Consider the following 20,541-nt stretch of genomic DNA (forward strand, 5'->3'; position numbering starts at 1 on the left):
ATGGACTGGAAACAAAAATTAACCTACAAATACAATACGGCAGATACCCTCGAGAAACTGATTGGGGTAAACGTAGCCTTGTTTTTACTCATATTTGTTATTCAAACGCTAGGGTTTTTATTTCAAATTCCAACAGGCTTTTTTGTGGAATGGCTTGTTTTTCCTAAGAGCCTTATTGAATATGCATACAAGCCTTGGACAATTATAACCTATGCGTTTATGCATTCTGGAATCTTTCATATTTTATCTAATATGTTGATTCTCTACTTTTCTGGGAAATTCTTTCTGACTTATTTTTCCGGAAAACGAATGCTGAACTTATATTTTCTAGGGGCCATTTTCGGTGCACTCATTTATACATTGAGCTATAACCTTTTACCTGCTTTTAGCAGTACAGGCAGATCCTATTTGATTGGTGCTTCAGCATCTGTAATGGCTATATTGGTTGCAACTGCAACTCAAGCTCCAAATCTTCAAGTAAGATTATTTTTCTTAGGAAATCTTAAACTTTGGTGGATTGCAACTTTTTTAGTTGTTTTAGACGTGATCCAAATCCCGATCTCGAATCCTGGAGGACACCTGGCTCACCTTGGAGGTTCAGCTATTGGATATTTCTATATTACTCAACTTAAAAAAGGAAACGACATTGGTTCATGGTTGCAAACTTTTACAGATTGGTTTGCTAAATTTTTTCAACCAAAATCAAGGAAAAGCAATATGAAAACCGTCCATAAAAATACCAATAAGAAACAAAGTTCACCTACTAGTAGAACGGATAAGCAGAAGAAGATAGATCAGATTTTAGATAAAATCAGTAAAAGTGGTTATGATAGTCTCACCAAAGAAGAGAAGGATTTTCTTTTTAAAGCTGGAAAAGACATGTAATTGTCATGAAAACTAAGCTCAATTTTTTTCAAAAGATAATTTTTGCATTCAATATATTTTTTGGAGCCTGTCTACTTGTGGCCTATATTCTGCCTTATGTTCCTCCAAAATTTTCTGCTTTTCTTTCTATTCTGAATTTAGGACTACCAGTTTTTATGCTTATTAATTTACTATTTGCTGTCTACTGGATTTTAACACTCAAGCTTCATTTTTTGCTATCAACATTACTTGTACTTTCTGGCTTTTCTTATGTAAGTAAAATCTTTGTTTTTAATAAAAATTCTAATTCAAATATTGAAAACACATTTAATGTGATGAGTTATAATGTGCGTTTATTCAATGAGTATAATTGGATAGGTGAAGAACGAGTACCTGAGAAAATTTCAAAATTTATCTCTTCAGAATCTCCAGACATTGTATCCTTTCAAGATTATTTAAAGGTTGACGAATTTGAACTAGAGGAATATCCTTATTCATTTGAAAAATTCAAAACCAAATCCTCAAAAATTGGAATTGCTATCTTTAGTAAACATAGAATCATAAATAAAGGAACTATTGATTTCCCAAATACACATAATAACGCAATATACGCTGATGTCATAGTACATAAGGACACCTTTAGAGTTTATGCAGTTCATCTGGAGTCACTAAAGATCATTCCCGATGTTAATGTCCTTCAAAAAGAAAATCATCAACAACTCATCAGCAGAGTCGGTAAATCCTTTGTTAAGCAACAAGAACAGGCTAAAATGCTCACAGATAATTTTGAATCCACACGCTTTCCTAAAATAGTCTGCATGGATATGAATAACACTCCATTTTCTTTTGTCGCCAACAAGCTTTTGGAGCATAATCTTAATGATGCGTTTGTTGAATCTGGTCAGGGTTTAGGAAAAACTTTTGATTTTGATTTTCTACCACTTAGGATAGATGCTATTTTCTATGAGAAAAGTCTTGAAAATGTCGATTTTAAGAATTACGATTTAAAACTTTCAGATCATTACCCAATTATGGCAGGTTTCAAGCTTTAAAACAAAAGCTTTTGTGACTCCAGATAATTTAAAGTAGCCGGGCCTTTATTGAATAAAAGATCAAGAATACTAAGATTGGAAATAAAACCGTATTTGGATTGAAACACCTGTATATATTCTTCTAGTTCAGCTTCTTGTTTCCTTTTAGAAAGAGTTAAACTCCGCTGGTCATGATAGATTTCTGTTGACAAATCAAACTCTTCAGTAAATTTAAAATCAATGTCTAAGCCAATACATTCAAAAACAACTTCCATACACTTCAGATTAAAGTCCATAAGAAAGGTGGCCTTATTTTCAAAAAGATGAACAAACTCATCTTCGTAAAATTCAAAATAAGGAGATGTTCTATAAGCGGCTTCTAAAGATTTCCAATGCAAACGTTGCCACTTGAAAGCATTTTCTATACGTATATCTTTATATTTCTGGTGTTTATCTGTTTTCTTTTCCCGATGCTTTATGGGAACATTGAGTAAAAGTTTACCGTTGGCACCATAGATGTACTGTCGTGTTCTGTAAGTTTGCTTTTGGTAATTGTCTTGTTTCTCGAATACAAAGTCTTCTGTCTGAGCAATAAAACCGTACAGATCAACAGGTCCAAAATAACTGGGATTTACAAGAAGTGGTTTCACAGTCTATTTTTTCTTTTTGATGAAATAATTGTAACCAATGATAAGAACTACTCCTATCAAAAAATAAACTAAATAGGAGGTAGGTTTACCCTCTCCGCCAACGGTGGTGAATAATCGTTCCCATCTTACTTTCTCTATAAGGCCGCTAGCATTTGAGTCCAAACTCATCCAGATAAACACTGGTTTTCCAACAACATGATTCTGTGGTACGTAACCCCAATAGCGGCTATCTTCACTATTATGACGATTATCTCCCATCATCCAATAGTAATCTTGTTTAAAGGTATATTGATTGATAGGTTCACTATTAAGATAGACTTGAGACCCTTTTACCTTGAGCTTGTTATCAAATCCCATTTCAGAGCCTTCATAGACTTCTATTATTCTTCTGTATAGTGAATAAGTCTCAAGACCAAGTTGGACAGTTTGCCCTGCTTTTGGAATATAAATGGGACCAAAGTTGTCTCTGTTCCAGTTGACTTTTCCATTATTAGGAAAGATGCCAGTATCAGCTTCACCTTCTGGTGAAATAATTCGCTGAACTGATTTTACATTTGGATGATTTTTAAACTTAGCAAGATTTTCTTCAGTGATAGCATTCACCTGGTATAAGTTTCGCTCTCTGTTTACCCATTGTAATCCATCTGTAATCCCATATATTTCCACTAAACTTCGCATATTGAAACCTTGTCCTTTTCCTTGAACCAAATATGAATATTGAGGTTTAGCTCGGTCTGGTAGTTGAAGAGGGGAATTGTTGACATAGATTTTACCATCAACGATCTTCAATGAATCTCCTGCTACACCAACGGCTCGTTTGACGTAATTAGACTTTTTATCGACAGGTTTGTCATAATGTTTGCCAGAGCGGTCTCTAAACATTCTTACAGTATCTATAGGCCAATTGAATACAACAATGTCATTACGTTGGACTTTTTGAAATCCAGGTAATCTTAAATATGGCAATTGAGGTGTGTTGGTATAGGATTTTATACCTGCAAGAGGAATGGTATCATGAACCATCGGGAACGAAATTGCGGTTTGTGGTAATCTCGCGCCATAATGAAATTTACTAACAAAAAGAAAATCACCAACCAGTAATGTCTTTTCCAGAGATGAAGTCGGTATCGTGAAAGGCTGCATAATATAGGTGTGCACAATAGTAGCCGCAACAACCGCAAATAAAATAGAACTTACAAAATCTCCAGATTTAGTTTTAGCTTTTAAGCTTCTATCTTCAATGTATTCATGTGTAGTGAAATAATTAATGTAATACGTGTAAAGCCCTAGCGAGATGAGCTGCAAAATAGTGTCTTTTGTATCATTTTTGCCAAAACTTCTGGCAGTTTCAACCCATATCACGGGGAACATGATCAAATTGACTATAGGGACAAAAATCAAAAAGACCCACCACCAAGGTCTATTGATAATTTTAAAGAGAATAATTGCGTTGTAAATGGGGATGGCTGCTTCCCACCACTTTCTTCCAGCACTTTGATATAATTTCCAAGTCCCAAAAAAATGAATAACCTGAATCAGTAATATAAAAAGTAGTATATCTGTAAATGACATGAAAAATATTTTAAGAAGGTGAATTGAGTTTAAGGACATCTTTCATAGAATAAACACCCTCTTTTTGTTTTAAAATCCACTCTGCGGCAACAACAGCACCATGAGCGAATCCTTTTCTGGATTTTGCATTATGTGAAATAGAAATAGTATCAATATCAGAATCATAAGTCACATCATGAAAACCGAAAATACCCGCTTCTCGTTCAGCTTCAATGTTAATAGAAGCTTTATCATCTTTTGGAGGGTGATTCCAGGATGCATAATTGGTCTCTTTGATAATTTGGTCTGCTAAGCTAATGGCTGTTCCACTTGGAGCATCCTTCTTTTCCAGATGATGAACTTCCTTCAGCTTCACCCCATATTCTTCGAGTCCAGACATCATTTTTGCCAGGTAGGAATTCAATTCAAAAAAAACATTTACACCAACACTGAAATTGGAAGCATAAAGGAATCGTCCGGACTCAGAATTGCACTTATCTACCGCATCCTCATACTTGTCAAGCCATCCTGTTGTTCCCGAAACGATGGCAACGCCGTTTTTAAGACAAGTGCTAATATTTTTGAAAGCTGCTTCTGGAATGCTGAAATCAATGGCAACATCAGCTTTTTTTAATTCGTCAATATTTAGTTGTTCTGACGAAATGTAAACGATGTCATGACCTCTGGAAAGGGCAATTTCTTCTACAGTTTTACCCATTTTACCGTATCCTAGTATTGCAAACTTCATTTAGTTAAATTTAAAATTCAAAGTTAAGCCATAATCAATGTTTCCACTCAAATAATTAGGTTCAAAATTTGGCTTGAGTGAAAGATCTTTAGAGACATCAAATTGACGAAGGTGAGCGTCAACATTAGCATCTACAATGTTGAATAAATAAAAAGCTACTGTCGCTAAAATTGCAAATTCTTTATTTTGTCTAAATTGTTTTTGAGCATTGATAAGTCCTTCATTTTCCAAAATATTCTGGAACTCGTCATCTGTAAATCCTGCTAGTCTTCGTTTATAAGCATCCCGGTAGCGATTATATTGAGTGTCGTTCTGTATGACTAAATATAGACTGGTTCCAATTCCAGCGTAAACCAGCGGAATTTTCCAATAACTGCCATTATAAGCCTGACCCAACCCGGGTAGTATTGCAGAGTAAAAAGCTGATCTTGCAGGAGCCAAAGGGTCGTAAAGATCAAGTTTGAAAGCATCCTCGGTGGAAGTCATTACGCTTTTTATTTCAAGACTATCTTGAACTTGCCCAAAAGTAAATAGACATCCGCCTAATGTAAATACAAGAGAGTATAGGAAATTACGAGTCACCTTGTATTAATTTTTTAATTCTTTGAAAATCCTCATCAGAAGAGAAAGGAACGATGAGTTTGCCATTCCCTTTTTTGTTTACTTTTAATTCTACTTTAGCACCAAAATAAGAAGAGATCTGCTTTAAAGCTTTTTGCTTTTTTTCATCAACTTTTGGTTCTTTTTTGTCTTTTGGTTTTACAGAATCATCTTGAATTCTCCTTACTAAAGCTTCTGTTTCCCTTACTGATAATTTATCTTTTAAAATTTGTTCGTAAACCTGAAGTTGAATATCAGTACTGTCAATATTGATAAGTGCTCGACCATGACCCATGCTCAAAAAACCGTCTCTCATCCCTGTTTGCACTATAGGATCTAACTTGAGAAGTCTTAGATAGTTGGCGATAGTCGACCTGTTTTTGCCAATTCTTTCGCTCATTTCCTCCTGAGTGAGATCGATTTCATCAATAAGTCGTTGATAGGATAGAGCAACCTCAATAGGATCAAGATCCTGGCGCTGGATATTTTCAACAAGAGCCATTTCCAAAGACTCTTGGTCATTGGCGATTCTTATATAGGAAGGAATAGTTTCAAGACCAAGCATTTTTGAGGCTCGATATCTACGCTCCCCAGAAACCAATTGATATTTATTGAAATCTAATTTTCTAACTGTAATAGGTTGAATGACGCCTAGTTCTCTTATGGATGACGCTAATTCTTTGAGTGCATCTTCACTAAAACTCGTTCTCGGCTGGAAAGGATTGACTTCAATAGCCTCAAGGCTCAACTCGACAATATTACCTACAACCTTATCCGCATTTTTATCTTCAGCAGATTTGATATCGTTTTCAGGATCATTCAGCAATGCTGAAAGACCTCTCCCTAAAGCTTTTTTCTTTGTCGTTTTGGCCATGGATTTATTTTGACTTTTTGATGATTTCTTCAGCTAAACTTAAGTAGTTGTTAGCTCCTTTACTTGCAGCATCATATTTTATAATGCTTTCTCCATAACTTGGAGCTTCGCTTAAACGAACGTTTCGCTGTATAATTGTTTCGAAGACCATGTCGTTGAAGTGTTTCTTGACTTCTTCAACCACCTGATTGGATAAGCGTAATCTTGAATCGTACATCGTTAACAACAAGCCTTCAATACTTAGTTGTTGGTTATGAATTTTTTGTACGCTTTTGATAGTATTCAATAATTTCCCTAAACCTTCCAATGCAAAATATTCACATTGAATAGGAATCAAAACAGAATCTGAAGCAGTAAGCGCATTCAGAGTTAGTAAACCTAAAGAAGGAGCACAATCAATAAGGATGTAATCAAATTTGGACTTAATAGGCATCAAAGCTTCTTTGAGCATATACTCTCGTCGCTCCATATCAACTAATTCCAGCTCAATGGCTACCAAATCTATATGAGAAGGGATCAATTCCAGATTTGGAGAATCTGTTTCCATGATGGCCTCCTCAGCGTTTTTGGTATGTTCCAAGAGTTGATACGTACCAATCTCTACCGTTTCTATGTCGATGCCCAATCCCGAAGTCGCATTAGCTTGTGGATCTGCATCGATGAGAAGCACTTTTTTTTCTAATACACCTAAGGCTGCTGCTAGGTTGACAGCTGTTGTGGTTTTACCAACACCCCCTTTTTGGTTAGCAATCGAAATTATTTTACCCATTAAAAGTTATGAATTATGAGTTGTAAAATTACAAATATTTATGGCATATGATTATGCCTTTGTCTGTTTGTGAAAATTATAAAAATTTATTCTAACTCTTTTTCTGAGCCCGAATCATCTGCTCCAGCTGATCCCACATTTTAGGCGTGACTTGCTCAAGAAGATTAAACTGACCTGCACCTTTGAGCCATTCTCCACCATCAATTGTAATGACTTCTCCATTAAGGTAGTGTGCAAAATCTGAAACTAAATAAGCTGCCAGGTTGGCTAACTCTTGATGATCGCCAACTCTTTTAAGCGGTACTTTTTTAGCTAAATCAAATTTTTCTTTTAATTCACCTGGTAGAAGTCTATCCCAGGCACCTTTAGTAGGAAATGGGCCTGGCGCAATGGCATTAAAGCGAATTCCATATTTTGCCCATTCTACAGCCAGTGATCTTGTCATGGCCAGGACACCAGCTTTGGCTGTGGCACTAGGTACTACGAAAGCTGATCCAGTCCAGGCATAAGTTGTTACAATATTAAGGACTGTTTTGTTGGTTTGTTTTTTTTCAATCCAGTGCTTACCCATGGCTAGAGTACAATTTTTTGACCCTTTCAGAACAATGTCAATAATGGTATCAAAAGCATTGGCAGATAGTCTTTCAGTAGGAGAGATAAAGTTTCCAGCAGCATTATTAAGTAAAATATCAACTTCTCCAAAAGCTTCATGAGCTTTTTTAATCATGTGCTCGACTTCATCGTAATGTCTTACATCGCACTGCACAGGTAGACATTTGCTTCCTGTTTCTTTTTCTAATGTAGCTGCCGTAGTTTTTAATTTATCAAGATTTCTACTGGTTATGACAACATTGGCACCAAGCTCCATGAAGTAATGCGTCATAGATTTGCCTAAACCACTTCCACCACCAGTAACGATTATTGTTTTGCCTGCTAAGGCATCATCGCGTAACATTTTCTTTTTAAAATCCATCAGATATTTTTTTTCAATTTACAAATTAATGTCTCAAAGTCAAGTTTTCTTCTGAATCTATTCTTTAATATATAAAGAGTAAAATCATGAAAAAGGATAGGGAAAGCGCAAAAGTACTTAAGGCCACTTTCTTAAGTTCTGGATCAAGAACCTGGGGATCTTTGTATTGAATAATTTTTTTTAAATGAACCACTAGAGGTATGAAAGCTAAAAGAGGAGAAAGAATCCAAATAGGCTTGCCGTTGAAAAACAATAATAAAAAAATCAACAAGCAAAAAAAAGAAATCGCTATTAGGCTAAAATGATAAATTTTCGCAAATTGTTTTCCATAAATCACTACTAATGTTTTTTTATTAGCATTTCTGTCACTGTTTTCATCCCTCATGTTATTCAGGTTTAAAACTGCACTGCTTAAGAATCCAATACTTATAGCTGGTAAAAGGAGCCATAAATTAATTTCTTTGGTCATCAAAAAATTAACTCCCAAAACACTGACTAAGCCGAAAAAGATAAATACAAACAAATCGCCTAATCCCCGATAACCGTAAGCTGAGTCACCAACGGTATATTTGATAGCTGCAATAATAGCAGAAGCACCAAGAATTATAAATAAAAGGCTCAACAAAAAGTCATCTTGTCCAAAACTCAGATAAATAAGAGCCAACGCAAATAAAGCAGTAAGGATAGAGGTTGCAATAATCCCTTTTTTCATTTCTCGATCTGTAATGACTCCACTTTGTAAAGCTCGCATTGGACCAATGCGTTCTTCATTATCAGTTCCTTTTACACCATCACCATAATCGTTTGCAAAATTGGAAAGAATTTGCAGGCCAAGAGTGGTTGCCATAGCCAGCCAAAATATTCCAGAATTGAATTCCCCTGGAGGAAAAGCTAAAGCTGAACCCACGAGAATTCCAGACAATGAGAGAGGAAGTGTTCGTAAACGAGCTGCAGAAATCCAGGCGGCGGTTTTTGTCATAACTTATATCCCCGTGTAATTTGAAGGTGTAATCGCTTTGAGTTCTGCTCTCACGCTTTCAGAAACTTCAAGTGAATCAATAAAGGATGAAATACTTTTTTCGTCAATTTTAGAATTAGTTCGTGTCAATCCCTTCAAGGCTTCATAAGGATTTTCAAAATTCTCTCGTCTCAAAATGGTCTGAATAGCTTCTGCAACTACAGCCCAATTATCATTCAGATCTTTCTCAATCTTGATTGAATTCAAGACTAATTTATCAAGTCCTTTGGCTGAAGATTGCAAGGCAATGAGCATGTGACCAAGAGGAACGCCAATATTTCTTAAGACGGTACTATCCGTTAAATCTCTTTGTAGTCTACTTATTGGGAGCTTTGCAGATAGGTGTTCTAAAAGAGCGTTGGCAATGCCAAGGTTTCCTTCAGAATTTTCAAAATCAATTGGGTTAACTTTATGCGGCATTGCTGAAGATCCTACTTCCCCTTTTTTAATTTTCTGTTTAAAATAATCCATGGAAACGTAGCTCCAAATGTCTTTGTCAAAGTCCAAAAGAATAGTGTTGATCCGTTTCATTGCATCAAAACTCGAAGCCATATTATCGTAATGTTCAATTTGCGTGGTAGGGAAGGAGTGCTTCAATTTCAATCGATTTTCAACAAAATCTTTACCGAAAGCTTTCCAGTCAACATCAGGATAAGCTACTTTATGTGCATTGAAGTTTCCAGTAGCTCCTCCAAATTTCGCGGAAGCTGGCACTGCAATAAGTTGGTTTAATTGCTCCTTTAGCCTTACAACAAAAACTTCAAATTCTTTTCCTAACCGTGTTGGAGAAGCTGGTTGCCCGTGAGTTCTAGCTAGCATAGGAACTTCAGCCCACTCTTTGGCTTTATTGTCTATCATAGCGATCACTTTTTCCAATTCAGGTATATAAACTTCATGAATGGCCTCAAGCAAACTTAAAGGAACAGCAGTATTATTGATATCTTGAGAAGTCAATCCAAAATGAATAAACTCTTTAGACGTTTTCAAATTCAAAAGATCCATTCTCTCTTTGATGAAATACTCTACGGCTTTCACGTCATGATTGGTCACTTTCTCGATTGACTTGATGTGTTCTGCATCTTTGATGGTTAAATCCAAATAAATAGAACGTAAACTTGGGTATAAAGATTTATCAACATCTTTTAATTGAGGTAGTGGAAGCTCACACAAGGCAATGAAATATTCGATCTCTACTCTTACTCTGTATTTTATCAAAGCATGCTCACTAAAGTAGCGTTTAAGAGATTTCGTTTTGGAAGAATATCGTCCGTCAATAGGGGAAATAGCGTCAAGCGGATTCATGAATTGGAATTTTAATTCGCTAGCAAATATAAGCTTTCATCACCATTTTCAGGTATAATGGATTTACTTTTAATCTTCAAATCTTTCTTAAAACTGCTCTTTCAATAAGCGCTGACTTATCTATATTATGGTCAACTTCAATTCAAAAGTTTTTCTATTACTTTTTGAACTCCTGTTGTGGCCTTTTCAGCAATTATATGAATTCTGTTTGATTCTGAAATAGATGGATTAGGATCTATAAAATAAATGGGAGTATGTTCGGGTGCAAAATCAATAAGTCCAGCCGCTGGATAAACTTGCATGGAGGTTCCAATAATAATGATGATATCGGTATCACTTATAATGTCTATAGCTTTATCCATTATGGGAACTGCTTCACCAAACCATACAACGTGTGGTCTTAGTTGATGCTGTTTTTCATTAACATCACCCAAGAGTATATCTTCAGTCCAATCATAAATTAGGGAATCATCTTTTACACTTCTCGCTTTCATAAGTTCTCCATGTAGATGGGTAACATTAGAACTTCCTGCTCTCTCATGAAGATCATCGACATTTTGTGTGATAATATCTACGGCAAATTGTCTTTCAAGGTTTACTAGAAGCTTATGAGCCAGGTTGGGTGTGACAGATTTTAACTGTATTCTTCTTTGATTATAAAAATCTAAAACTAATTTCGGATCCTGTTCAAATCCTTGTGGGGTAGCAACTTGCATCACATCGTGGCCTTCCCAAAGACCATCGTGATCTCTGAAGGTTTTTACGCCACTTTCTGCGCTTATTCCTGCTCCAGTAAGTACGCTGATGTGTTTCAAAATTTTACCTGTTTATTGCTCTGTATTCTTCGTAACAGCTACTTATAGCGTCGAGTACTTGCAAGTCGTTTGCAGTTGTGATGAAGTCTCTCGAGTAGTTGCATCTATCCAAAACTTGATCGATATCATCTTTGCTTATCTGGAGTACAGCTGAAAGTGTTTCTCGGTCAAATTTATCCTGTAAAATATCTTTAATGCTTTCGTTCATTTTCATCTTTCGCAGACGTCGCATTTGCTGGTCTTTTTTGCTAAAGGTTTTGTAAAGCAAATCAGCTGGATTTGAAATGGATTGTAAGACTTTTGAAATTGCACTTTTCTAATAATTGCCGCCTTCATAGGCATAATCCAAACCAGATATGCTGTATCTGTAATTATCGTAAATAGGAATATTTTGGGCATCTATTTCAAGATATCCGGTGAGTTGAATTTCATTTAATTTTACCTCCTGCAAGGCAATTGCAGATTCAGTCATTTTTATTTTGACATCCCCAAACTTTACCCAGTCCTCAGTTATTTTAACTTGTATTGATCTAAAACCTAAATAAGAAAGATATAAAGTATCACTTATTCTTGCTTTAAGCTTAAATTCTCCATCTTTATTTGTTGTAGACCCCTTTACTGTATTAATGTTTACAATATTAACATTTTCCAGTGGTTTATCATTAGCTGCGTTCATCACAACTCCTGTAATAACCTCTAAGTCTTCATCTTGACTCCATCCTGTAAATGAAATCAGGGAAAGGCAAAAAAATAAAAATAAATGTTTGTAAACCATACTTTAAAAATAGTCATTTCGATACAATAAGCTTGTATCGAAATGGCTTTTTACTACTTAATTTAGCTTTTCTTTCTTCTTCTTTCGAAAGAGCTTTTTACACTAGAACCACCTGATTTTTTACCTTTAAAATCTGAAGAACTATTTTTATCAAAGCGCTTTCTTGGTTTGCGGTCTCCACGATCACGGCCTCCGCCGCCACCTTTTCTTCCACCACTGCCACTTTTCTGGTCTTTGGTGATTTCAACATTTACGTGTCTTCCTTTAAGCTTGAATGTATCAAATGTACTCTGTACTTTTTCAACATCATCTGTAGGAACGTTGAAGAAAGAGAATGTGTTTTTAACGTCAACCTTAGCAACCCCATCGCGGTCAAGATTCAACTGCTCTTTTAAGAAATCTTTTAAAGACATCCAGTTAAAGCCGTCCTTTTCACCAATATTGATAAAGAAACGCGTTTCATCTCCATAATCTTTCCCAGAAGAATATGAATCGTCTGCGGAATGTTGAGTGATTTTTGGAGCATTTTTATAGTAATTATGGAATCTTGTAAATTCTACAGAAAAGAATTTCTTGATGATTTCTTCTTTGCTTAAATCTTCGAACTGAGCTTCCAAATCTGGTATAAATGAATCTATCTCAGAATTGATGGTTGTATTTTTGATTTCATCAGCCAAATGAAATAACTGGCGCTTACAAATTTCATCTCCAGAAGGTAATTCCTCCTGAGTGAATTTCTGACCAATAATTTTTTCAACCTGGCGAATCTTTCTAACCTCACTTTTGGTAACGATTACCAAAGATTTACCTTCTTTACCAGCACGACCAGTTCTTCCACTTCGGTGAGTGTAAGTTTCGATCTCATCTGGGAGTTGGTAATTGATGACGTGAGTAATGTCATCTACATCAATACCACGAGCAGCAACGTCTGTTGCGACAAGCATTTGAATTTGTTTCTTTCTGAAACTATTCATCACCATATCTCTTTGAGCTTGGCTCAGGTCACCATGAAGTGCAGAAGCACTATAACCGTCTTCAATAAGCTTTTCAGCTACTTTTTGAGTATCTCTTTTGGTTCTGCAAAAGATCACTGCATAAATATCTGGATTGGCATCTACCACGCGTTTTACAGCACTGTAGCGATCACGACCGCCTACAATAAAGTATTCGTGACTTACAGATTTGGTTGAAATGTTCTTTTGTCCAACTGTGATTTCCTTAGGACTCTTCATGAATTTCTTAGCGATCATCGATACTTCTTTTGGCATCGTAGCACTAAATAACCATGTGTTCTTTTGATCTGATGAATGAGATAAAATTTCTTTTATATCTTCAAAGAACCCCATATTCAACATCTCATCTGCTTCGTCAAGAATACAAATATTGATATTGGAAATATCGATAATATTTCTCTGGATCATATCTTTCATACGTCCAGGAGTAGCGACAATAATTTGTGCACCTCTCTTTATTTGTCTTGCTTGGTCTGTAATACTTGCACCACCATATACTGCGACAGTATTGAGGTTCTGATAGTACTTCGCGTACTGTTTTAGCTCGTTGGTAATTTGCATACACAACTCACGCGTTGGTGAAAGAATTAAACCTTGAGTTTTTTTGGAATTAAGGTCGATGTTCTGAATAAGTGGAAAACCAAATGCTGCGGTTTTTCCTGTACCTGTTTGGGCTAGCGCCACCATATCGGTAGGCTCTTCGAGTAGTATAGGAATTGTTTGTTCCTGTACTTCACTCGGGGACTCAAAACCTAAATCTTCGATTGCTTTCAAGATTTCAGGGCTTAAGCCTAATGATTCAAATGTAGTCATAAGTATTTTAAAAATAGGTGCAAAGGTAAGGATTCCTAAACTTGTTATATGATGTATTTGTTTTTATTTTAAGCTTTTAGAAATTCTATCAGTTTTTGGAACGCCAAACCACGATGACTAATCTTATTTTTTTCTGAAGCTGGCATTTCAGCAAAGGTTTGTGAATAGCCTTTGGGTTTAAAAATCGGATCATATCCGAATCCTCCATTTCCGGAATGTTCAGTAGTGATTTCACCCTCACAAATTCCTACAAATTCTTTAATCTCTTTGCCATTGATGAAAACAATCACAGTTTTAAACCTTGCAGTTCTATCTTTTACTCCTTTTAGATTATCGAGTAGTTTTTTCTTATTGGCCTCATCACTTTTTTCTTCACTGGCATACCGGGCAGATTTTACGCCAGGTTTTCCCCCTAAAGCTTCAACTTCCAATCCTGTGTCATCAGCAAAACACGGTAAATCAAATACTTCTGAAATGGTCTCCGCTTTTATTTTTGCATTGGCTTCGATCGTTTCTCCATATTCCACGATCTCTTTATTGTAGTCCAGATCATTTAGAGATAAAATTTGAATATGCTCCGGAAGTAAAGCTTGAACTTCTTTGACTTTATTGGGGTTGTGGGTAGCAAAAATTAGTTTCATAAGAGTCCTTTGGCTTTTATTTCTAAATATTTATTAATGGTATTGACAGACAAATCTTTTGGTTTGGTTAAAACGGTTTGTATCCCATTTTTTTCGAGTTCTTTCACCATCAATTGCTTATTGTAGATGAATTCCTGAGCAATAGTCTTTTCGTAGATTTCTGTCATTTTTGTGGTTGACTTGTTGGCTAATTCGCCCAATTCTGTGTTCTCAAAAAAGATAACAACCAAAAGGTGAGATTTTGCCAACGCACGAAGATAGGGGAGTTGTCTCTTCAAACTGGTAATGTGTTCAAAATTGGTATACATCATCAACAAACTGCGTTGTGTGATTTTTCTTCTGCTATGTGCGTAAAGTCTGTTGAAATCTGATACCAAAAAGTTGCTGTCAATGCCATACAAGGTTTCCAAAAGTGTATTCAAGTGTGTTTTTTTTGAATTGGCTGAAACAAAATTTTCAATGGTATCAGCGAAAGTAAGCATCCCCACCTTGTCTTTTTTCTTTAAGGCTATATTACTAAATGCTAATGCTGCATTGATTGAATAATCTAAAAGTGACAAGCCTTCAAAAGGCATTTTCATCACTCGCCCAACATCAATCAAATTGTAAATCGGCTGAGATTTTTCATCCTGATATTGATTTACCATCAGTTTATCGTGCTTCGCAGTGGCTTTCCAATTGATGGTCCGAATATCATCGCCAATCACATAATTTTTGATTTGCTCAAATTCCATGGTATGTCCAATCTTCCTGATTTTCTTCATTCCATACTGACTCATTTTCTGGTCGATGGATAAAAAATCTAGAGCCCGCATTTGAATGAAAGACGGATAAACTTTTACCAGAGTTTCATTTTCGAATCTATAACGCCGCTTGACCAATTTGGATTTAGTGCTGACATAGCAATTGAGGTAGCCAAACTTGTATTCACCTCGCTTTACTGGAGTAAGTGTGTACGTGAAGTCCTTTTTGGAATTACCAGAAACTTTCATTTTTTTTAAAAAATCTCTTTTCTGAAATTGCTCTGGAATTTCATCAATGACTTCTATATGAATTAGAAATTCATATTTATTTCTCAGATTAAGTTTGACCTCATTTTCATCACTATTTGAAAATTTTTCTGGTAAAATCCTTTCTGCTGAAAATTTATTTCCGGTAAATAGTCTGATAATTTCAATAACTAAAATCCCGATAAAAATGATCAGTAAACCAAAACTGATAATATATAAACTTTGAAACCAGAACGAAAGCAAAAAAAGACCCGAAAGCCCAAACAGAATGGTATAAACCAATCTTCCAAAATAAAGAGATGAGAAAAATTGACGCACTATCTAGGGATTTCTACAGATTTCTGAATGAGATCGATGACTTGCTCTGGCGTTGTGCCTTCCATTTCCTTTTCTGGCGAAAGGATAATTCTATGATTGAGTACAGGTTTTAAACTTGATTTGACATCTTCGGGAGTCACAAAATCTCTTCCTTGTATAGCGGCAAAAGCTTTAGCTACTTTCAAAATCGATAACGATGCTCTTGGTGATCCTCCCAGTAATAGGTGGGGATGTTTTCTGGTTTGCATCACAATTTCAGCGATATAGTCAAAAATTTTGTCCTCGACTACGATATCATGAATCTGATCTCTGAACTTTAGTAAGGTCTCCACATTCATCACCGTCTGAATTTGATCTAAAGCTAATCCAGACTTACGATGGTGCTGAAGTTTCATAATTTCAACTTCTTCTTCCAAGTTGGGATAATCGATTTTTAATTTGAATAAGAATCTGTCGAGTTGAGCTTCTGGCAGAGCGTAAGTTCCTTCTTGTTCGATAGGGTTTTGTGTGGCAATGACCATAAATGGAGGTGACATTTTGTACTCTTTACCATCCATCGTAATTTGCTGTTCTTCCATCACCTCAAACAGCGCGGCCTGGGTTTTGGCTGGAGCTCGGTTGATTTCATCGATCAGTACGATGTTGGAAAAAATAGGTCCTTTTTTGAATTCAAAATCAGATTGGTCTGCTTTTAAAATGGATGTACCGAGCACATCGCTAGGCATTAAGTCTGGAGTAAACTGAATCCTATTGAACTCTGTATCAATGGATTTGGCAAACAATTTTGAAGTAATGGTTTTAGCTATTCCAGGAACTCCTTCTATAAGCACATGGCCGTCGGTCAACAAACCAACAATGAGTAGTTTTACAAAATCATCTTGACCTACGATGACTTTTGCAAGTTCCTTGCTGATGGCTTCCACCGATGATTTTAATTCTTCCAAAGGTATTCTGTTATTGAATTCTAGTGAATTTTCGTCTTGCATAATCTAGCTGTTGAAAGTTGTAATTTTTTTATCTAAAGTTTTTAATTCGTCTTCGTTCACGACTTCAGAAGTATTGATACGTTCAATATACTGAAATAATGTTTTCAAGTCCTCATAAGTTTTGCCAGTTTTGGAAGCTAAATCTTTCAGGAATGCGTCATTGATGTCATTTGTAGATAAGTTATAATGGGACCGTATCTGTTCAAGAAAAGATGTGATCTGCTTTTGAGCAATGGCCTTATGGTCTTTTTTGTCCAAATACATACCTGCAATAGTTTGAGCAAATTCATAAGACCTGTTTTCAACTGGCTTAATTATCGGGATAGGCCGTTGTTTTCGCTTTCCTCCAAATATGACAAATAGAAGTGAGGTGATGATGATGAGATAATAAGTTGATTTCAGGTAAGGATTGGACAACAAATAATACAAAGGACTAGAAATCCCTTCTTTACCAGATTTGTAATAATTGTCCCAGTATATGGGCTGATTGAGATTTAGATATCCTAGTGTTCTTGCTGTGTAATCACTATTGTCATCATCAACCATAAAATAATTGGTATAGATTTGTGGTGCCAGGTGAAATAGAAACTTTCCGTCTCCCCACTCAACTTCGATGTAATTAACATGGTTTGAATTTTCTGCTTTTGCTTTTCTAGTCTTTACAATGCCCAAGCTTTTGGTTTTAGCTGAATCGATTTCAGAAAAATACAGATATTCAAAAGTTTTTCTTGAGGTTTTAAAGTCAGATAATTGAAGGGATTTATCCTTTAGATTGAAGCTTGGCTGATATTCAATTTCTGTATTACTTACGTGGAAACTGACGTTCAGACCAAGAGTATCCAGAAGTAGTTTTGGTATTCCTTCTGAAGCTATGAATACAGTATTTCCAGATACTGCCCATTCTAAAAGAGCTTCGTTTTCCTGTTTCGTTAAGTTGACATAATTGTTTAGGAAGAAATAAGTCCCTGTTTTTTGTAAACTGTCTTGAAAAACTTCAAAAGGAGATTTTTGAAAATGCTTAACTTCCGAAGCAATGTGGTTTAAACTCTTATAAAAAACTTCTGTTGCTAGCGCTTTATTTTCTGTGTGTAAATAATTTGGAGTCCAATCCACTGCCTTTTCTGCTGTTGCATCCAAGACGATAACGAATATGATGAGCCCAACCAATCCCAAAAGCAAGCCTTTCATTTTTTTATCCATGGACTTTGGTTTTATGGATTGTGGTGATCAACTCTTCAAAACGATCTTTAGCCTTGTTGTATTCCGTTGCATTAAGTTCAAAATCTCCATACCACACAAATTCATAGAATCTTGAGGCATAGGTGAAATCAGATTTGATTTCTTCATCAGAAATTTCAGATTTGTAATCTGCATTTGTCTTCTGAAATTGATACTCGATGATATTGGTTTCTTTTAAATGTTTCAGAATATTCAGAAACAAATAACGGGATGCTAGCCTGAAATTGTCATCGGACTCTGCTTCTTCAATAAGAGTTGACAGGTCTTTTTTCTTTATTAAACGCTCATCTTCAGACAGGTTAATTTCACTCTTGTTTTCTGGAGCATTTTTTCGATTTTGGACATAGTATTTATTAAAAAGCCAGACAATAAGAAAGAGCAGACCGACAATGAGAAGAATTTTCAAAACCAAAGCTAGATAATTCCAGAAGTTTCCTTCAGATATTCCCGAGAATATCCAGTCAAGAAATTTATTCCATTGAAGATTAAGCCAGTTTTGAAATTTTGCCCAGGCCGATTCCTGTTCTGCAGTTTTGAAGTAATTGTAGTCTTCATTAATTTTATAGGAATCGACGATAGATTTATCAAATTCCACTAGGTCTGGACGCTTCTTTAAACTATCGCTGGCTTGAAGCTGAGGAGTGGCCGTCATAAAACCAGTTCCTACCCAATTCAGAATAAAAATGAAAACTAAACTATTTAATAAATGATAAGATTTAACTTCCAATACGATCTATGTCTTCTAATGTTCCTGTTTTGTTATGATATTCATTTAAGTTGAAATAGATGAAAACCATGCTGATGAGTGTTACTATTCCTAAAATATATTGCGCTAAAGAGGCCAAGACATAAAACGTCATGTATAACCAGTTGCCGGCCAAATTGCTGGTTGTTGGAGTTCCTGTTTCTTCAATGGAAGTGAAGGTTTCTATAGCACTCATGATGACTATAGGAAGCTGGAATAAGCTACTTATTAACCAGATTAATAGGGTTATGACGATTAATGTTGCAAAAGTGATCCACCAGTTCTGTTTGATAAGTTTGAAGCTTTCTGTAAACGCATCTGAAAATGATTTTTCCTGAAAGACGATAATTGGAAAAATTACCGATAACGGTACAATCAAATAAATACCTGGCAGCACACATAATAAGAAACCAATAAAAATGAGAATTCCGACCATTATTAGACTTAGCAAAGTATTACCGAAATATTGACCTATAAATTGCCTAACGTCTTCATCTTTGATTTCACCATCATTGTTGACGTAACTTTTTATAATACTATTGATGGTAGTAATGCTAAGAGCTGAATATGCGATAGAGGTTAAGCTCAATAAAAGAATAGCCAATCCAGTTTCTGAAACCATTTCCAACAGAAAATCCTGAGGATTACCACTGTTAATAAAATCGCCGGTTATATTCAAGGATTTGTATTGATAATAGGTACTCATGGCTACAACCAGGAGTAAAAGCCAGCCTACATGTCTAATGTAAAGCCTAAATATAGACTTGTATTCGTGTCTGATAAATTTGAATGTATCTGATATTATAGAACCAAGATCACGTTCTTTCTTAAAGTTGATGTAGTTGTCTTGCATGTTTATTATAGATTAGTTGTGGTAAAATGACATAATAGTAGAGGATCAAAAATAATGATGAAGCAATTATTAAAATAGCAAGCCAGTCTGGCATTTCAGTAAGACGAGTGACAAAGCCTTCCAGAAAACCAGCAAGGATAAAGAAAGGAATTGTACTAATCACAATCTTAAGTCCGGATTTTACGCCTTTGCTAAAGGACTGAAGCCTGGTGTAGGTTTTTGGGAATAGAAGACTTTTACCCATGACGAGTCCTGCACAGGCTGCAACAATAATCACTGATATTTCAATAGTACCGTGAATCCAGATGGTTCTTGCAGATTCCCAAAGTAAGCCCTGTTCATAAAAAAAATATTGAAACGATCCCAACATGATAGCGTTCTGTAGGACAATATAGATTGTTCCCAGTCCAGCCAAAATACCAGCCACAAAGGCAAACAAAGCAACTTTAATATTATTGAGGGTAATTCCCAAGAACATATCTGTTTGATTTGCTTTTTTATAAATAGCCATTGGGTCTCCTTTCTGAATGTTTTCTATAGTGGCATTGACGTAAGCATCCCCTAAGATTAGCCTCACGAATCCATCATCAGCTGATGCTGAATATGCTCCGATAGCACTAAAACCAAGAAATAAAAGGAAGGCTAAAAGTAATGTGGGTCTGTGTTTGTAAAAAAATAAAGGAAACTCCCTAGCATAAAATTGATAAATTCTATTTTTTGATTCTTTTTTGGTTTTATAAATTTTCTGATGAATACCTACTGAAAGCTCGTTCAGATAGGCTAGAGTCTCACTATTGGAATAGAAAGTCTGAGCGTAATTGAGGTCCTCTGTGAGTTCAACATAAAGTTTGGAGAGTTCGCTTGGAGAAATGCTGATATTATTTTGCACAACCCTTTCAAATTTTAACCATTTGTCTTTATTTTGCTTGACAAAAGCTGCCTCTCGCATCTGT

At 35.6% G+C, this 20,541-nt stretch carries 20 protein-coding genes and 1 pseudogene; 2 read left to right on the forward strand and 19 right to left on the reverse strand.

Features of this window, described 5'->3' with window-relative positions; genetic code table 11:
- A complete protein-coding gene (locus tag LB449_RS05945) occupies positions 1 to 885 on the forward strand; it encodes a rhomboid family intramembrane serine protease (RefSeq protein WP_224454437.1) in 885 nt (294 codons plus the stop codon).
- 5 nt (positions 886 to 890) lie between these two features.
- Positions 891 to 1,916 (forward strand): endonuclease/exonuclease/phosphatase family protein, encoded by a 1,026-nt coding sequence (locus LB449_RS05950; RefSeq protein ID WP_224454154.1) that lies wholly within the window; start codon positions 891 to 893, stop codon positions 1,914 to 1,916.
- On the opposite strand, the gene LB449_RS05955 is transcribed toward LB449_RS05950, so the two are convergent.
- From LB449_RS05955 to LB449_RS06045, 19 genes and pseudogenes are all read right to left on the reverse strand, one after another.
- The gene (locus tag LB449_RS05955) at positions 1,913 to 2,545 is read right to left on the reverse strand and encodes a WbqC family protein (RefSeq protein ID WP_224454155.1); all 633 of its coding nucleotides are present in this window, start codon (positions 2,543 to 2,545) and stop codon (positions 1,913 to 1,915) included. The two genes, LB449_RS05950 and LB449_RS05955, sit on opposite strands and share 4 nt — an antisense overlap.
- 3 nt (positions 2,546 to 2,548) lie before the next feature.
- Positions 2,549 to 4,117 (reverse strand): signal peptidase I, encoded by a 1,569-nt coding sequence (gene lepB / locus LB449_RS05960; protein WP_224454156.1) that lies wholly within the window; start codon positions 4,115 to 4,117, stop codon positions 2,549 to 2,551.
- A gap of 10 nt (positions 4,118 to 4,127) precedes the next feature.
- The gene (dapB, locus tag LB449_RS05965; RefSeq protein WP_224454157.1) at positions 4,128 to 4,844 is read right to left on the reverse strand and encodes a 4-hydroxy-tetrahydrodipicolinate reductase; all 717 of its coding nucleotides are present in this window, start codon (positions 4,842 to 4,844) and stop codon (positions 4,128 to 4,130) included.
- A complete protein-coding gene (locus LB449_RS05970; protein WP_224454158.1) occupies positions 4,845 to 5,426 on the reverse strand; it encodes a DUF5683 domain-containing protein in 582 nt (193 codons plus the stop codon).
- A complete protein-coding gene (locus tag LB449_RS05975) occupies positions 5,416 to 6,318 on the reverse strand; it encodes a ParB/RepB/Spo0J family partition protein (protein ID WP_224454159.1) in 903 nt (300 codons plus the stop codon). The genes LB449_RS05970 and LB449_RS05975 overlap by 11 nt, the downstream gene beginning before the upstream one ends.
- A gap of 4 nt (positions 6,319 to 6,322) precedes the next feature.
- Positions 6,323 to 7,087, reverse strand: a complete 765-nt coding sequence (locus tag LB449_RS05980; RefSeq protein WP_224454160.1) for a ParA family protein — start codon at positions 7,085 to 7,087, stop codon at positions 6,323 to 6,325.
- Between the two features lie 91 nt (positions 7,088 to 7,178).
- On the reverse strand, positions 7,179 to 8,060 hold the full coding sequence (locus LB449_RS05985; RefSeq protein ID WP_224454161.1) for an SDR family oxidoreductase: 882 nt from the start codon (positions 8,058 to 8,060) through the stop codon (positions 7,179 to 7,181).
- Positions 8,061 to 8,124: 64 nt separating this feature from the next.
- Positions 8,125 to 9,039 carry a 1,4-dihydroxy-2-naphthoate octaprenyltransferase gene (menA, locus tag LB449_RS05990; protein WP_224454162.1) on the reverse strand — a complete coding sequence of 305 codons (915 nt, stop codon included), beginning with the start codon at positions 9,037 to 9,039 and terminating at the stop codon, positions 8,125 to 8,127.
- Between the two features lie 3 nt (positions 9,040 to 9,042).
- Complete coding sequence (gene purB / locus LB449_RS05995; protein WP_224454163.1) at positions 9,043 to 10,380, reverse strand: adenylosuccinate lyase; 1,338 nt, start codon at positions 10,378 to 10,380, stop codon at positions 9,043 to 9,045.
- Positions 10,381 to 10,517: 137 nt separating this feature from the next.
- Entirely contained in the window at positions 10,518 to 11,195 is a 678-nt protein-coding gene (locus LB449_RS06000) for a Sir2 family NAD-dependent protein deacetylase (RefSeq protein ID WP_224454164.1), read from the reverse strand.
- A gap of 4 nt (positions 11,196 to 11,199) precedes the next feature.
- A pseudogene (locus tag LB449_RS06005) lies at positions 11,200 to 11,970 on the reverse strand (carboxypeptidase-like regulatory domain-containing protein).
- Between the two features lie 62 nt (positions 11,971 to 12,032).
- The gene (locus LB449_RS06010; protein WP_224454165.1) at positions 12,033 to 13,796 is read right to left on the reverse strand and encodes a DEAD/DEAH box helicase; all 1,764 of its coding nucleotides are present in this window, start codon (positions 13,794 to 13,796) and stop codon (positions 12,033 to 12,035) included.
- A gap of 68 nt (positions 13,797 to 13,864) precedes the next feature.
- Positions 13,865 to 14,437, reverse strand: coding sequence for an RdgB/HAM1 family non-canonical purine NTP pyrophosphatase (rdgB, locus tag LB449_RS06015; protein ID WP_224454166.1), 573 nt, complete (start codon positions 14,435 to 14,437; stop codon positions 13,865 to 13,867).
- Positions 14,434 to 15,765 (reverse strand): DUF58 domain-containing protein, encoded by a 1,332-nt coding sequence (locus LB449_RS06020; protein ID WP_224454167.1) that lies wholly within the window; start codon positions 15,763 to 15,765, stop codon positions 14,434 to 14,436. Before LB449_RS06020 ends, rdgB begins: the two co-directional genes overlap by 4 nt.
- Entirely contained in the window at positions 15,765 to 16,751 is a 987-nt protein-coding gene (locus tag LB449_RS06025; protein WP_224454168.1) for an AAA family ATPase, read from the reverse strand. Before LB449_RS06025 ends, LB449_RS06020 begins: the two co-directional genes overlap by 1 nt.
- A 3-nt stretch (positions 16,752 to 16,754) precedes the next feature.
- Positions 16,755 to 17,951, reverse strand: a complete 1,197-nt coding sequence (locus tag LB449_RS06030; RefSeq protein WP_224454169.1) for a DUF4350 domain-containing protein — start codon at positions 17,949 to 17,951, stop codon at positions 16,755 to 16,757.
- Positions 17,944 to 18,717, reverse strand: a complete 774-nt coding sequence (locus LB449_RS06035; protein ID WP_224454170.1) for a hypothetical protein — start codon at positions 18,715 to 18,717, stop codon at positions 17,944 to 17,946. The genes LB449_RS06030 and LB449_RS06035 overlap by 8 nt, the downstream gene beginning before the upstream one ends.
- Complete coding sequence (locus LB449_RS06040) at positions 18,707 to 19,588, reverse strand: hypothetical protein (RefSeq protein WP_224454171.1); 882 nt, start codon at positions 19,586 to 19,588, stop codon at positions 18,707 to 18,709. Before LB449_RS06040 ends, LB449_RS06035 begins: the two co-directional genes overlap by 11 nt.
- Entirely contained in the window at positions 19,563 to 20,537 is a 975-nt protein-coding gene (locus LB449_RS06045) for a stage II sporulation protein M (protein WP_224454172.1), read from the reverse strand. Before LB449_RS06045 ends, LB449_RS06040 begins: the two co-directional genes overlap by 26 nt.
- Between the last annotated feature and the right edge of the window lie 4 nt (positions 20,538 to 20,541).

Origin of the sequence: Psychroflexus lacisalsi, from assembly GCF_020164495.1 — a bacterium.
GTDB classification, from domain to species: Bacteria; Bacteroidota; Bacteroidia; order Flavobacteriales; family Flavobacteriaceae; genus Psychroflexus; species Psychroflexus lacisalsi.